The following is a 14,868-nucleotide window of genomic DNA, read 5'->3' as shown; positions in this document are numbered from 1 at the left end:
TTGATAGGTTCGAATCAGCTATTACCTTTACGTTAACGTAAACTTGTAGCCGGGTGCTGTCAATGCGGCCTATGGGCGAAAAGACGCTGGGGAAGTGCGTGTCCAAGGGAGGGCGGAACGACGGCGACATCGGCGCCAGGCAAACGCCAGAAAGCACGAAGGGGAGCCTGGGCTCCCCTTCAAGGTGTATCTCTATGCTCTTTTTTGTTTGTCGGGAGGTCTGTTGTTGTTTTTGGTGACCTGACCCTTCACATCTTTTTTGAGCGACCCACAAGCTGGATCAAGAGCAAACGTATTTTTTTGAGCGCTGAGGCCACTTTCATCGTGTTGATCCAGTCAGTACGGGAGCTGCCTTGGGGCAGTTTTATTGTTCTCTGTCTGACTGCGAACGACTTGCCAGGCAAGCTGTTCAGAAAAGCTGTCCACTTCAAAAAAATCTGTTAGCTACGCCTCTGTCCGTGTTGTTCTTGTTATGTCAGAGCCGGTACGTGTTGTTTTTATTGGGTTGCTGCGTGTTTTTATTTTTGTTGTACAAGAGATATAGCAGGACCCGTGCCAGTTTTCCGAAACCCATGAAACAGTGAGCTTCAGGGTTATTTCAAGGCATCAAGCCATTTGATTCTGCGGTCGATTGTTTCCGTGTTACCCGTTTGTCTCGACTGAACGCGGGGGAGAGTAACACTCTGTGACAAGATGTCGCACCTCGTTACCGACCGGTGACGTTTGTCACTGGGCCAGCCTGGCCTTGGCAACCCGGGAGCCGTTGCTGCGTTGCAAAACGTCGCAAATGCGCTGTCCGGCGTCGATTACCTTGTTTAGATCGACGCCTGTTTCGATACTCAAGCCCTGCAGCATGTACAGCACATCTTCGGTGGCCACATTGCCGCTGGCGCCTTTCGCGTAGGGACAGCCACCAAGGCCTGCGGTAGAGCTGTCGAACACCTGGATGCCTTCCTCCAGGCTGGCGTAGATGTTTACCAGTGCCTGGCCATAGGTATCGTGAAAATGCCCGGCCAGCTTGCCGCGTGGGATCTGGCCGGCGACAACATTGATCAGCGCCCGTGTGGCGCCCGGTGTGCCTGTACCAATGGTGTCACCCAGCGAAATCTCGTAGCAGCCCATCGCGTGCAGTTCATTGGCCACGGCAGCCACCTGCGCCGGAGGTACGCTGCCTTCATAGGGGCAACCCAGCACGCAGGACACATAACCTCTGACCCGCATGCCATGCAGGCGCGCAGCAGCCATGACAGGCGCGAAGCGTTCCAGACTCTCGCTGATGGAGCAGTTGAGGTTGCGCCGGGAGAACCCCTCGGTGGCGGCAGCGAACACCGCGACTTCCCGAACTCCTGCTGCCAGTGCGTCCTCGAACCCCCGAAGATTGGGGGCCAGGGCCGAATAGATGACACCATCACTGCGCTTTATGCGTTCAAAGACCTGAGCCGACCCTGCCATTTGCGGAACCCACTTGGCAGACACGAAACTGCCGACTTCTATATGAGTGAGCCCGGCATTGGTCAGATCATCCACCAGCCTTACCTTGTCTTCGACACTGATTGACCGGGCTTCATTCTGCAGGCCATCACGTGGGCCGACTTCGACAATGTTTACCTGTTGCGGGAGTGACATGGCAGCGCCTTCTGAGTCAGTGTGAGAGGGCAGCGGTTTTATCGAGTTCGGCACGGCAGCGTTCTTCAGCGGTGTCCAGTTCCAGCTGCATCTGCTGGATATCCAGCAATTGCTGCTCCAGCTGTTCCCGGCGCTCGGTAATCTTGCCCAGCATGGTCTGCAACTGCTTTCGATTGCCGCCGCGAGGGTCGTACAGCGAGATCAGTTCCTTGCACTCGGCCAGCGAAAAACCAATACGCTTGCCACGCAGGATCAGCTTCAGCGTGACTTTGTCACGGGCCGAATAAATACGTTCGAGGCCTTTGCGCTCGGGGCTCAGCATGCCTTGCTCTTCGTAAAAGCGGATGGCGCGGGTGGTGATGTCCAGCTCGCGGGCAAGCTCGGAAATACTGTACGTCTGACTGCTCATGGCTGGGCTCGGCGAAAGGAACAACGCTAACCTAAAGGCAGCTTGACGTAAGCGTCAAGCAAGGGGGCTGATTAAATGCGTCAGTCACCTGGCTTGAAATCTAGAAACAGCTTTAACTATTTTATTAAAATTTTTTAAAAACAAAGTCTTAAGATTATAAGTTCATGCGTTTTCAAGATGGCTTTCCTGAGCGACAACGCGCTGGGAAAGCTCTATGATCTGCTCGCGCATCCAGCGGTTGGCGGGGTCCTGATCGGTGCTCTCGTGCCAATAGAGGTGCATTTCAACAGATGGAACGTCGTTGACCGGCAGGTACACGTAATGCAAGTCATTGCGTCTGGCGAAGCGTTCCGGCACGGTCATGACCATGTCTGTCTGCTGCAGCACCTGGGTCGCCATCAGGTAATGCTGAGAGCGCAGCGCGATCCTGCGCTGAATGCCTATCTTGCCGAGCGCAAGGTCCACATGGCCCAACCCGCTGCGGCGGCTTGAGATATGAATGTGTGGCTGTGCCAGATAATCATCCAGCGTCAATTGTGCCTTGTTCGCCAGCGGATGGCCTTTGCGCATGCCACACACGTAGCGGTCTTCCATAAGCTTGACGTGACGTACCTGCGGGTCGGTATTGAGCGGTGCGTCCACGGCAAAATCGAGGCGACCTGCGGCCAGTTCCTTGGTGGTTTCGCGGCGTTTGGACAGGAAGCTCTCAATGGTGACCGCAGGCGCAAGGCGTCTCAGGCGCTGAAATAGCGCCGGCAGAATGACTGCTTCGGTCAGGTCGGTCATGCTGATGCGGTAGTTCTTGCCAGCCTGCAGCGGATTGAAAATACGGCTTTCCTGTACCGAGACCCTGAGCAATGAAAGGGCGTTACGCACCGGGCCGATGATGTTCTGCGCCATGGGCGTAGGGACCATGCCTTGCGCTGTCCTTACAAACAGCGGGTCATTAAACGTCTCGCGCAAGCGTGCCAGTGCATTGGACACCGCAGGCTGGGTGATGCCGACAATCTGCCCCGCACGGGTCAGATTGGCTTCGGTGTAGATGGCGTCGAAGACAATGAAAAGGTTGAGATCGACCTTGTTCAGGTTCATTGATGAGGCGCCTCGTGCTGTCATTGTGATGAGCTTTCCGGTAGGCAGAGTGTGCCGTTGCGATGAAGAATCATATATCGGTTATGAATGTTTATACACGGCGAGAATAGATTAGATAAATGCTCGTCGCTTCTCTAGCATCCGGTCATGAAATCGAAAACCTGATCGAAAAGGTAGCGAACCCATGGATTTTGCGTATTCCCCCAAAGTGCAGGCACTGCGTGAGCGAGTCACGGCATTCATGGACAGTTACGTTTATCCGGCCGAGCCGGTCTTCGCACAACAGGTCGCAGAAGGGGATCGCTGGCAGCCCACGGCGATCATGGAGGCACTCAAGGCTCGTGCAAAGTCAGAGGGATTGTGGAATCTGTTCTTGCCCGAATCAGAACTGGGTGCCGGACTGACCAACCTGGAATATGCCCCCCTTGCTGAAATCATGGGCCGCTCGTTACTTGGGCCGGAACCGTTCAATTGCTCTGCGCCCGACACCGGCAACATGGAAGTGCTGGTTCGCTACGCCAGCGCCGAGCAGAAAGCCCGCTGGCTTGAACCGTTGCTGCGTGGCGAGATTCGTTCTGCATTCGCCATGACCGAACCTGAAGTAGCGTCGTCGGACGCTACCAACATGGCCGCCCGTGCCGAGCGCGCAGGCGATGAGTGGGTGATCAATGGCCGCAAGTGGTGGACCTCCGGTGCCTGCGATCCGCGTTGCAAGATACTTATCTTCATGGGCCTCACCAATCTCGACGGGCCACGTCATCAGCAGCACTCGATGATCCTCGTGCCGGTCGACACGCCGGGCGTGAAGATTGTCCGACCGCTGCCTGTATTTGGCTACGACGACGCCCCGCACGGCCATGCCGAAGTGTTGTTTGAAGACGTCAGGGTGCCGTTCGACAACGTATTGCTGGGTGAGGGCAGAGGTTTTGAAATTGCCCAGGGGCGCCTGGGGCCAGGCCGTATTCATCACTGCATGCGATCCGTCGGCATGGCTGAGCGCGCGCTTGAACTGATGTGCAAACGCTCTCTCGATCGCGTTGCGTTCGGCAAGCCATTGGCAAAGCTGGGTGGCAACATCGACAAGATTGCCGACTCGCGCATGGAAATCGACATGGCCCGTCTGTTGACGCTGAAGGCGGCCTACATGATGGACACCGCCGGTAACAAAGGGGCCAAAAGCGAGATAGCACAGATCAAGGTCGTCGCGCCCAATGTTGCGCTGAAGGTCATTGATCGGGCCATCCAGATGCACGGCGGGGCCGGTGTTTCCGATGATTTCCCTTTGGCGTACATGTACGCCATGCAGCGCACGCTGCGCCTGGCCGATGGTCCTGATGAGGTGCATCGCGCAGCCATCGGCAAATTCGAGCTGGGCAAGTACCTGCCTGCAGACCTTTCTCGCAGCCGGCCCTGAGTCGCAGGGCGGTTATTGCACCCAGACCTCGACGCGGCGGTTCTTGATTCTGCCATCGTCGATATCGTTGTTCGCCACAGGCATTTCGTCACCCAGCCCTAGAATCTCGCGAAATGTAACGCCGCTCTTCAACAGCTCGCGGCGCACGGCCATGGCGCGTAGTCGCGAGAGCAGGGTGGCGCGGGCCGGATCGCTCTTGGCATCGCCGAAACCGACCAGCGTCACATGCTGATCAAGCTTGTCTTGCGCTTTCAGGTAGTCGGCCACTCGCTTAAGGTCCTGCTGAGCCTTGTTGTCCAGCCTGGCGCTGCCTTGCGCAAAACGAAAGTTGACGGAAAGCCGGTCAGCCTTGCGAGTCAGCGCCTGATAATCGGCAGGCATCTGCGCAGTGGGCTGCACTTTCAGGGCCTGCACCGTCTGCGCGACAAAACCGCTTCTGGCCACAATGGCCTGACCATCGGCGCTTTGTGCGAAATGCACCAGCGCCTGTGCCCAGCGCTGGTGAGTCGCGGGCGGCACATACAGGTAGAGGCGGCGCGAAAGCGGATAATCCTCGGTGGCAATCAGGCTGGCGGTCGGCAGCATCGGCCTGGACTCTCCATCTGCAATGGCGACGGCTCTTGCATGTCTGACCGAGGGCAGCCCGGTAAAACCGATGCCGTTGACGTCTTTGCTGACCTCGTCGGACAGCTGTTCGCTGGACTCGAAGCGCAAGGCGTTAGCGGCCAACTGCTTGCCGTATTTAGCGAGGACCAGCTCCTTGAAGGTTTCATACGTACCGGACTTCTCATCGCGTACATACAGATGAATCGCTCCCGGATTGCCACCCACCTCGCTCCAGTCCTTGACCTCACCACTGAAAATCCGCGCCAGCTGCACAGTATCCAGCTGTCTCAGCGGATTGCCCGGGTTCAGAATGACTGCGACGCCATCAATGCCGATGATTTGCTCTCCCGCCGCACTTTTAAGGTCGCCAAGTCCGGCCAGGTCTTTCGCTTCCTGATCCTTGATCGGACGCGAAGAGGCGGCAATGTCCGTGTTACCGGCCTTCAGGGCAGAAAAGCCGGTGCCCGAGCCGTGCGCGGCGATGTCGATGCTGACCAGTTGCCCGGTTGACGTCGTACCGACGACTCGCAGCTCGTTGACGGCGCTGGGGAGAGACCGCACTGCTTGCATGCCTTGTTGACGCATCAGTTCTTCAACCAGCGCAGGCGTCAGTTGGGCGTTGATGGTGTTGGAGCCCTGGATGCGCAGCACTGGCGCGTCGCCCGAAGCCATTGGCAGTGCCGCAATCGCGGAGGCGGGCAGGGTGGCGCTCGTCAGGATCAGCGCCGTTAGCAGAGCGCGCAGCATCGGCGTCACCATGAATCACGGGAGGGTGACGGGAGAATAAGACAGTGATATTGCTGGAATATGACGATTGCTCGGTCATTGCGCAGGCGACCCGCCCTGGAATGAACACGGGTCGTGCGGCGCAAACCTGATCAGCTCAGTTCAAGCCAGATAGGGGCGTGATCGGAAGGCTTTTCCATGCCCCGCAGATCATAGTCCACGCCAGCGGCCTTGATGCGCGGCTGCAGACCGGTCGACGTCATGATCAGGTCGATGCGCAGGCCGCGCTTGGGCTCGTCTTCAAAACCGCGGCTGCGATAGTCGAACCAGCTGAAGCGATCGCTGACCTCTGGGTTCAGATAGCGAAAACTGTCCACCAGCCCCCAGTTCTTCAGGCGTTCCATCCATTCGCGCTCTTCGGGTAGAAAACTGCATTTGCCGGTTTTCAGCCAGCGCTTGGCATTGTCAGCCCCAATACCGATGTCGCAGTCCTCTGGGGAAATATTGACGTCGCCCATGACGATCAGCGGCTGGTCATTGCTGAAATGGCTTTCCAGCAGGCTCTGGAGGTTTTCGTAAAAACGCTGCTTTGCTGGAAACTTGGTCGGGTGGTCGCGACTCTCGCCCTGGGGAAAGTAGCCATTCATGATCGTGACCGGCTGGCCATTGCTGTCCGCGTAGGTGCCCCGGATAAAGCGCTTCTGCGACTCTTCGTCGTCGCCTTCGAAGCCTTTGTGCAGGTCCAGCGGCGGATTGCGCGACAGCAGTGCCACGCCGTAATGGCCTTTCTGGCCGTGGAAATGCACGTGGTAGCCCAGCGCTTCGATGTCGGAATGGGGAAACTGCTCATCCGAAACCTTGGTTTCCTGAAGGCCGATGACATCAGGCTGGTGTTTTTCGATCAGCGCCGCCAACTGATGGGGGCGGGCACGCAGCCCGTTGATGTTGAACGAGACGATTTTCATAAAGCGGCGGTCCTGAGCAAAAGCAAACGGCGATGCTAGCCGACCTGCCGGTTCAGGACCAGTGTTGCGTAGGTACAACGTAGCAGCGGGTGGTCCGAGAATTTATTGGAACTGTTATCAATGGCCATCACTCGAAAGGCTGCTTGCCAGAACCGCTGCGCAAGACGCAGTTCCGTTAACACGAGGCCCTTTATGTCCCTACCTGTTGCCATCACGGGCGAAATCCGCCAACTCGACAGCGGCTATTCCCGTGAAACCCGCTCTTTGCTGTTCAGGGCCTACCGGCACGACCCGACGTTTGCGTACCTGTTCAATGCTGAGCGTGAGGGGTACGAGCAACGCGTACTGGCGACCATCCGCCAACTGGTCAAGCAGCATTTCCTGCAGAACCAGCCAGCGCTGGGCCTGTTTCTTGAAGATCGTCTGGTCGGCGTAGCCCTGATAGCGCCTCCGCAGCGCCGTCTTGGCGTCACCGAGAGCTGGGCGTGGCGCCTGCGTATGGTGATGGACACCGGGCTGGGCTGCACGCAGCGTTACCTGGCCTATTACAACGCCGTACTTGCGTGCGTGCCATCAGAAACTGTGCATGTGCTGCCCCTGATTGGTCTGGACCCCGAGTTTCAGGGGCAGAAGCTGGGTCAGGATTTAAGCGAGCAGTTGTTAGGCGCGTTGCATGACTGGTGCGCTGTGGATGAAAACTCTCAGGGCATCGTCGTAGATACTGGCAACCCCCGATATCTCGAGTTCTATAAACGACAGGGTTATGAGGAAATTGGCGAGATCGCTGTGGGACCGGTCCGAGAACACGTGTTCTTTCATCCGAACCCTCAGGTTTTACTGCCGGTAGCTGACGTAACGGTTTGAATAGCGGCCCATTCGTGGGCTTTCAGAACAGCCTGTCGATCGTGATAGCATCTTCGCCCATGAAGCTTTTCAGATTATTCGGCAGCCTTTTCCTGATGACCATAAGTGCAGCGGCGCTGGCAGAGGCTCGTCTGGACGTAAGGGTCGAGCCTGCCAATCCCGAGCTGAAGTCAAACGTCGAAGGGTACATCGGCGATCTCGGAGGACGTGATGCAGAGGCGCTGCGCAACTTCAGCCTGGGCGCCGAGCAGCAGGCCGAAAAAGCGGCTCAGGCGCTGGGGTATTATCAGGCGCAGATCGACAGCGAGATAAAGGACGGTGCCGAGCCGCGTCTGGTCATCAATATCAAACATGGTGAACCTGTGCACCTGCGCAACGTGGTGATCCGGGTCGACGGGCCGGCAGCGTCGCTCAAGGCTTTCAAGGTGCCGAAGAGCGACGCGCTCACGACCGGCGCAGTACTCAACCACGGCAATTACGAAGATGCCAAGCGCCTGATCCAGAACCAGGCATCCCGCTATGGTTTTTTCAGTGGTCGCTTTACCCGCCAGCGCCTGGCCATCGACCCGCGTGCCGGGGTTGCCGACATCGAGCTTATATTTGACAGCGGTCCGCGCTATACGCTCGGCCAGGTGAAGTTCAGTGGTAACACGCCATTCGATGAAGAACTGCTCAGGCGCATGGTGCCTTTCAAGCAAAACACCCCATACGACTCGCAACTGATTGCCGAACTGACCCAGGACATGCAGGCCAGTGGCTATTTCGAGGGCGTGCGTGTCGACGCAGCGCCGACTGCGGCGGTGAACGATGTAATCCCGGTCATCGTCCAGCTGGAAACCCGCAAGCCGCGCACGATGGGTCTTGGTCTGGGCTATTCCACCGACGTCGGGCCACGCGGCAAAGCCAACTGGACTCGGCACTGGGCCAACCCGCAAGGGCACAGCTACGGCTTTGAGTCGGAGATATCCGCACCCCGGCAGAACGTCGGTCTGTGGTACGACGTGCCACTTGATCCACCGTTAACCGACAAGATGCGGTATGCCGGCGGCTATCAGTATGAAGAGATCGCGGGCACTGACAGCCTCAGCAAGCTGCTGACTGCCGGGCCGGAATGGCACAGCAAGCTGCCCAGCGGCTGGGAGCGGGTCATTTCTCTCAAATGGCAGCGTGAAGAGTATCGGCTGGGTGATGATGCGGGTTTGAGCACACTGCTGATGCCAGGCATCAGTTACTCATACCTGCGCAGCGATAATCGCATTGATCCACATCAGGGCTACCGTCTGCAGTTCGAGACGCAAGTGGCCAAAGAGGGCATGTTGTCGGATGCCAATCTGGTGCATGCCAACGTGTTGCTCAAGGGCTTGACGACAGTCGCCCAGAACCATCGTTTCCTCGGTCGCGTGCAACTGGGCGGCAATCTAACCGACGGTTACACCTCCATACCGCCTTCGCTGCGCTTTTTTGCCGGTGGCGATCAAAGCGTGCGCGGCTACGACTATCAAAAGCTGTCCCCGACCAACTCCGACGGCGATCGCATCGGGGGCAGGTACATGTTCGCCGGCAGCGTCGAGTATCAGTATTCGATTGCCGAAAAGTGGCGTCTGGCAACGTTTGTCGACCAGGGTAATTCGTTCAACAACCTTGACAGGCCGGACCTGAAAACCGGTGTCGGCTTCGGTGTTCGCTGGGTTTCGCCAGTGGGGCCGTTGCGTCTCGATCTGGCGCACGCTCTGGACGATGACGGCGGCATACGCCTGCACTTCTCGATGGGGCCGGAGCTTTGAACGAGGTCAATATCAAACGCGGCGCAAAGGCGGTCGGTCTTGGCCTGATCGTGTTGCTGGCACTGCTGGTCATCGGTGTCTGGCTGCTGCTTGGCACTCAGGCTGGCAGTGGCTGGGCTTTGGCACGTGTCCCCGGCCTGCAGGTCGAGAATTTTCAGGGGCGGCTCGGCGGGCAATGGCATGCGGACCGTTTGATATGGCAGCAGGGCGAGGATCGTGTCGAGGTACAGTCGCCCGAGTTCGAATGGACGCCTGCCTGCCTGTTGAAAATGACGCTGTGTATTGACCGCCTGCATGCAGGGCAAGTGCTCCTGCATTTTCCCCCTGGCAGCCAGCCAGACAGTGATGAGCCAGTCAGCCTGCCAGCGCTCACCCTGCCGCTGGCCTTGCAGCTGGGCGACGTACAACTGGGTAGCCTGCAACTGGACGGCGTCGAGCAATTACGCGATTTGAAGCTGGCGGCGCACTGGACCTCCGCAGGGCTGCAGATAGACAGCGCGCATCTGCAACGCGATGCGCTGATTCTGGACCTCAACGGCCTGCTCAAACCCGAGGGTGACTGGCCACTCAGTGCCCAAGGGCAACTGCAACTGCCTCCACAGGACGGGCAGGCGTGGACGCTGGCTCTGGATATTCAGGGTAATCTGCTCAAGACCCTGCACCTCAAGGCTGACAGCAGTGGTTACCTGCCGGGCGTGCTGAGTGGCGAATTGCAGCCTATGACAGCGCATCTGCCTGCGCAATTGAAGCTGGTTGCCGACCACTTCAAGCCGAGTTCGGCGCTGCCCGACACTCTGCAGCTCGACCAGTTGCTGCTGACGGCCGAAGGCAATCTGGATGAGGGTTATCTGATCGGCGGTACGGCCAGTCTGCCAGCCCGCAAAGGCCCGGTTGCTCTGGTATTGAAAGGGCGAGTCGATGCCAGCGGTGCAACGCTTGCGGCACTGAACCTGGCCGCCAATGATCAAGAGCGGCTTGCCATTAATGGCAAACTGAACTGGCAGAACGGGCTTTCAGCCGATGCGACAATCGACTGGCTGGACTTCCCTTGGCAGCGACTGTATCCGCTGGAATCCGAACCGCCGGTGTCTCTGCACAGTTTCAAAGGTGATATTTCCTATACCGACGGCCAGTATCTGGGCAATTTCAACGCCAGCCTCAAAGGCCCCGCAGGCGCTTTTACGCTGGTCAGTCCGTTCAGCGGCAACCTGCAGGAGGTTCACCTCCCGCAGCTGGAGCTGGTCGCAGGACAAGGCAAGGCCAGTGGCCATCTGAATCTGCAATTTGCCGATGGTATCGGCTGGGATACGGCGCTTGACCTGAGCGCACTGGATCCTTCGTTCTGGGTTGCCGAATTGCCCGGAACACTGGCAGGTCCGTTGCGCAGCAGCGGTCAGCTCCGAAACCAGCAGCTGCAACTCACTGCGGACCTTGATTTGAAAGGTCGCCTGCGCGGCCAACCTGCCGTATTGCAAGTCAGGGCCGACGGTCGCGATCAACAATGGAATGTCGGCAGCCTGAACATTCGCCTGGGTGACAACCGCATTCAGGGCGCTGGCAGTGTGCAGCAGCGACTGAAAGGGCAGCTTGATATTGACCTGCCGCGTCTGGGCCAGTTGTGGCCACGGCTGACGGGGCAGGCGAAGGGTCGCATGGACCTGGCCGGCACACTGCAGGCCCCGGAGGCAAAACTCGCTTTGCAGGGCAATCAGCTCGCGTTCCAGGAAAACCGTCTGCAAAGCCTGGCACTCGACGCCAGACTGGATCCGGCGCAGCGTGCCACCATCAGCCTGAAGGGTGCAGGCATCCAGGCGGGCGATACCGCATTGGGCACCTTGCTGCTGAACGGGCAGGGTACGTTAAAGGCCCAGCAGTTGAAGCTTGACCTGCAAGGACCATTGCTCAAGCTTGCTGTTGCACTGGACGGCACGCTTGAAAAGGGTGATTGGCGCGGTCGTCTGGCTAGCGGCTCGGTGCAAAGTGGTGGCCAGAACTGGCGCCTGCAGCAACCGGCAAAAATCGAGCGCCTGGCCGATGGCAGGCTGAACTTCGGCGCGCACTGCTGGCTGTCTGGAGCCGCAAGCCTGTGCGGCGGCGACCAGCGCTTGATGCCTGAGCCACATCTGCGCTATCAGTTGAAAAACTTCCCGCTCGACAGTCTGGCGCAGTGGATGCCCAAGGACTTCGCCTGGAAGGGCGCGTTGAATGCGGATGTGAGGCTCGACATTCCGGCGGCAGGCCCCAGCGGGCAGATCACGCTTGATGCCGGAGGCGGCATGCTGCGGGTCCGCAATAAAGGGCAGTGGCTGGACTTCTCCTATCAGACCCTGAAGCTCAGCAGCACCATGACCCCCAGGCGTATCGACTCGCGTCTGGACTTTGAGGGCGGGAAACTGGGCCGTTTGCTGTTGAACGCGCAGATCGATCCGCTGGCAAAAGACAAGACTCTGTCAGGTGACTTCAATCTGTCCGGGCTGGACATCTCGGTGGCAAGGCCGTTCGCGCCGACAGTGCAGAAACTCAACGGGCGGCTGAACGGTGCCGGCCGGTTGTCGGGAAGTCTGCTCGCGCCGCTGGTCAACGGCAGCGTAACCCTTGAAGGCGGTGAGGTAGCCGGTGCCGAGCTGCCGATGGAGCTGCACGATCTGAAGGTTCAAGCGTTGATTGCCGGAGAGACCGTGCAAATCGAAGGTGGTTGGAAAAGTGGCAGCACTGGCCAGGGTTCTATTGGCGGTCAGGTGGCCTGGGGGCAGAACCTGATGGTTGATGTGAACCTCAAGGGGTCTCGTCTGCCGATCAATGTCGAGCCTTATGCTGCGGTTGAGGCGGCGCCTGACCTGAAAATATCCATGAAGGGCGACCGGCTGGCCATTTCCGGCAAAGTGCTGGTGCCCAAAGGCACGATTACCGTACGGGAGCTGCCGCCGTCCACGGTCAAGCTCTCGGGCGACACCGTGATCGTTGGGCAGCAAACCGAACAAGGTGCGCCGCCACTTGCAGTGGCCATGGACATCGACGTGCAAGTCGGCCAGGAGACACTCAGTTTCAGCGGCTTCGGGCTGACCGCCAATCTGGTCGGGCAGGTACACATAGGTGACAACCTGGACACTCGCGGAGAGCTTAATCTCAATGACGGCCGCTATCGCGCTTATGGGCAACGGCTGACCATCCGCAAGGCTCGCCTGCTGTTTGCAGGCCCGGTGGACCAGCCCTATCTGGATATCGAGGCCATTCGCCAGACCGACGATGTGATTGCCGGTATTCGTCTGACCGGCAGTGCCGAGCAGCCCACTACCGAGGTGTTTTCCGAGCCTGCGATGAGTCAGGAGCAGGCGCTTTCCTACCTGGTCATGGGCAGGCCCTTGAGCACCTCTGGCGAAGACAACAACATGGTTGCTCAGGCTGCCTTGGCGCTGGGCGTTGCCGGGAGCTCTTCGACCACCGGCAAGCTCGCGGACAACCTGGGTATCAAGGACTTCGAACTGGATACATCGGGGACCGGTGACAAAACCAATGTGGTGGCCAGCGGCAAGATCACCGAGAAGCTCAGCCTGCGCTATGGTGTAGGTGTCTTCGAGCCGGCCAATACCATTGCGTTGCGCTATCTGTTGAGCAAGCGGGTTTACCTTGAGGCCGCCAGTGGTGTTGCCAGCTCACTGGATATTTTCTATAAAAGAGACTTCTGAATAGCGCTGGCCGCTGCGAGCGGCCAGCGTTTTCGTTCAACCGGTTTACCCTGTTAAAACAGTGTGATCCTGACCACACACTCTGCACTCGGGCTTCCGGTAATCATGGATCGATTCAACGCCATGCGCGTCTTCACCCGTATCGTCGAACTGGGCGGCTTTGCCAAGGCCGCCGAGAGTCTGCATGTTCCTCGTGCGTCGGTGACCATCATGATCAAGCAGCTGGAAGCGCACTTGGGTGTGCAGCTGTTACAGCGCACCACACGTCAGGTAAGCACCACACCCGACGGCAAGGCTTATTACCTGCGGTGTGTCAGCCTGCTGGCTGATCTGGAAGAAGCCGAAGCAGCCTTTTCGTCGAAGGGTATCGAGCCGAAAGGGCTGCTGCGCATCGATGTTCCGGTCAGCCTGGGGCGCATGATCGTTATCCCTGCGTTGCCCGAATTCACACGGCGCTATCCGCAGATCAGGCTTGAGATAGGCATGAGTGACAGGCCTGTCGACCTGATTCGCGAGGGCGTTGACTGTGTATTGCGAGCTGGCGCTGCACTGGACGATGCGCTTGTCGCCAGACCGCTGGGCAGCCTGACGCAGATTACCTGTGCGAGTCGCGAGTACCTGAAACGGTACGGTACACCACTCGATCTGCACGACCTCCGGCAACATCAGGTCATCGAATATTTCGCCACTCGTGCCAGCAAACGTTATGGCCTGGAATTCATGGCCGATGGAGAACTGGACGATTATGGCATGGAGCGTTCTATTGCCGTCAGCAGCGCCGAAGGCTATGTGGCTGCCTGCGAGGCGGGTTTTGGTCTGATCCAGGTCCCTCGCTATCACGTTGCTGCGCAGTTGCGCACAGGGGCGCTTATCGAAGTGTTACGCGAATACCGACCGCCGCCGCTACCGTTGACGGCGCTTTACCCGCCTCATCGGCAACTGTCACGGCGGGTCAGGGTATTCGTCGACTGGCTGGTGGAATTGTGTGCCCACCCGGATATCAGGGACAGACTGGTTTCCTGAAAAAAATTGGAATTATCCGATATAGGCCGGGGGCACACTTTCGTGTTTAACTTCCGGCTCTTTTATCCTCTCAGAAAAGGAATGTGTTTCATGGCTCAAGTGACCCTCAAAGGCGGTGCTGTTCAAGTCAACGGTAACCTGCCTGAAGTCGGCAGCAAGGCGCCTGCCTTCACGCTGGTGGGCGCAGGTCTTGCCGATAAGACCCTTGCCGACTTCGCTGGCAAACGCAAGGTATTGAACATCTTCCCAAGCGTCGATACACCGACCTGCGCAACGTCGGTACGTAAATTCAATGCCAGTGCCAACGACCTGAACAACACCGTCGTCCTGTGCATCTCGGCTGATCTGCCATTCGCACAAGCCCGCTTCTGTGGGTCTGAAGGGCTCGATAACGTTCATAACCTTTCTTCATTCCGCAGTGCCGATTTCAGTCAGCACTATGGCGTTGCCATCGCTGACGGTCCGTTGAAGGGCCTGACTGCACGTGCAGTCGTCGTTCTTGACGAAAACGACAACGTACTGCATAGCGAACTGGTGTCGGAAATCGCCGAAGAACCAGGCTACGATGCCGCACTGGCAGTATTGAAGTAACGTTCTGCAACATGTACTACGGCCTGAGTACGCTCGGGCCGTTTTTTGTTTGTGCCTCATACGTTTATCAAAAGTAAGCGCT

12 protein-coding genes are annotated in these 14,868 nt (G+C 58.3%); 7 read left to right on the top strand and 5 right to left on the bottom strand.

From position 1 onward, the window contains the following. Positions 1 to 204: 204 nt before the first annotated feature. Entirely contained in the window at positions 205 to 444 is a 240-nt protein-coding gene (locus I9H09_RS13270) for a hypothetical protein (protein WP_024671487.1), read from the top strand. Positions 445 to 726: 282 nt separating this feature from the next. On the opposite strand, the gene I9H09_RS13265 is transcribed toward I9H09_RS13270, so the two are convergent. The 3 genes from I9H09_RS13265 to I9H09_RS13255 form a co-directional block, all read right to left on the bottom strand. Beyond that, complete coding sequence (locus tag I9H09_RS13265) at positions 727 to 1,626, bottom strand: hydroxymethylglutaryl-CoA lyase (protein WP_122346610.1); 900 nt, start codon at positions 1,624 to 1,626, stop codon at positions 727 to 729. Positions 1,627 to 1,642: 16 nt separating this feature from the next. Next, positions 1,643 to 2,035 (bottom strand): MerR family transcriptional regulator, encoded by a 393-nt coding sequence (locus I9H09_RS13260; protein ID WP_054989570.1) that lies wholly within the window; start codon positions 2,033 to 2,035, stop codon positions 1,643 to 1,645. 162 nt (positions 2,036 to 2,197) lie between these two features. After that, a complete protein-coding gene (locus I9H09_RS13255; RefSeq protein ID WP_005892924.1) occupies positions 2,198 to 3,127 on the bottom strand; it encodes a LysR family transcriptional regulator in 930 nt (309 codons plus the stop codon). 184 nt (positions 3,128 to 3,311) lie between these two features. Here I9H09_RS13255 and I9H09_RS13250 point away from each other — a divergent pair, with 184 nt between their 5' ends. Continuing rightward, a complete protein-coding gene (locus I9H09_RS13250; RefSeq protein ID WP_024671490.1) occupies positions 3,312 to 4,541 on the top strand; it encodes an acyl-CoA dehydrogenase in 1,230 nt (409 codons plus the stop codon). A gap of 12 nt (positions 4,542 to 4,553) precedes the next feature. Here the strand turns inward: I9H09_RS13250 and I9H09_RS13245 are convergent, their stop codons facing one another. Beyond that, a complete protein-coding gene (locus tag I9H09_RS13245) occupies positions 4,554 to 5,894 on the bottom strand; it encodes a substrate-binding domain-containing protein (protein WP_122311800.1) in 1,341 nt (446 codons plus the stop codon). Between the two features lie 131 nt (positions 5,895 to 6,025). Next, a complete protein-coding gene (gene xthA, locus I9H09_RS13240; RefSeq protein ID WP_122311799.1) occupies positions 6,026 to 6,838 on the bottom strand; it encodes an exodeoxyribonuclease III in 813 nt (270 codons plus the stop codon). Positions 6,839 to 7,030: 192 nt separating this feature from the next. On the opposite strand from xthA, the gene I9H09_RS13235 reads away from it, so the two are divergent. From I9H09_RS13235 to tpx, 5 genes are all read left to right on the top strand, one after another. After that, positions 7,031 to 7,702 (top strand): GNAT family N-acetyltransferase, encoded by a 672-nt coding sequence (locus tag I9H09_RS13235; RefSeq protein WP_005892919.1) that lies wholly within the window; start codon positions 7,031 to 7,033, stop codon positions 7,700 to 7,702. A gap of 59 nt (positions 7,703 to 7,761) precedes the next feature. Next, positions 7,762 to 9,486: an autotransporter assembly complex protein TamA gene (locus I9H09_RS13230; protein ID WP_122346617.1), complete on the top strand. Its 1,725-nt coding sequence runs from the start codon at positions 7,762 to 7,764 to the stop codon at positions 9,484 to 9,486. Continuing rightward, positions 9,483 to 13,172 carry a translocation/assembly module TamB domain-containing protein gene (locus I9H09_RS13225; RefSeq protein WP_122346609.1) on the top strand — a complete coding sequence of 1,230 codons (3,690 nt, stop codon included), beginning with the start codon at positions 9,483 to 9,485 and terminating at the stop codon, positions 13,170 to 13,172. The genes I9H09_RS13230 and I9H09_RS13225 overlap by 4 nt, the downstream gene beginning before the upstream one ends. A 105-nt stretch (positions 13,173 to 13,277) precedes the next feature. Next, a complete protein-coding gene (locus I9H09_RS13220; protein WP_024671495.1) occupies positions 13,278 to 14,195 on the top strand; it encodes a LysR family transcriptional regulator in 918 nt (305 codons plus the stop codon). Between the two features lie 90 nt (positions 14,196 to 14,285). Then, positions 14,286 to 14,786, top strand: a complete 501-nt coding sequence (gene tpx / locus I9H09_RS13215) for a thiol peroxidase (RefSeq protein ID WP_005892911.1) — start codon at positions 14,286 to 14,288, stop codon at positions 14,784 to 14,786. The last annotated feature ends 82 nt before the right edge of the window (positions 14,787 to 14,868 follow it).

The organism is Pseudomonas tremae, from assembly GCF_023278125.1.
Taxonomy (GTDB): Bacteria; Pseudomonadota; Gammaproteobacteria; order Pseudomonadales; family Pseudomonadaceae; genus Aquipseudomonas; species Aquipseudomonas tremae.
This window is presented reverse-complemented; position numbering and strand designations above follow the sequence as displayed.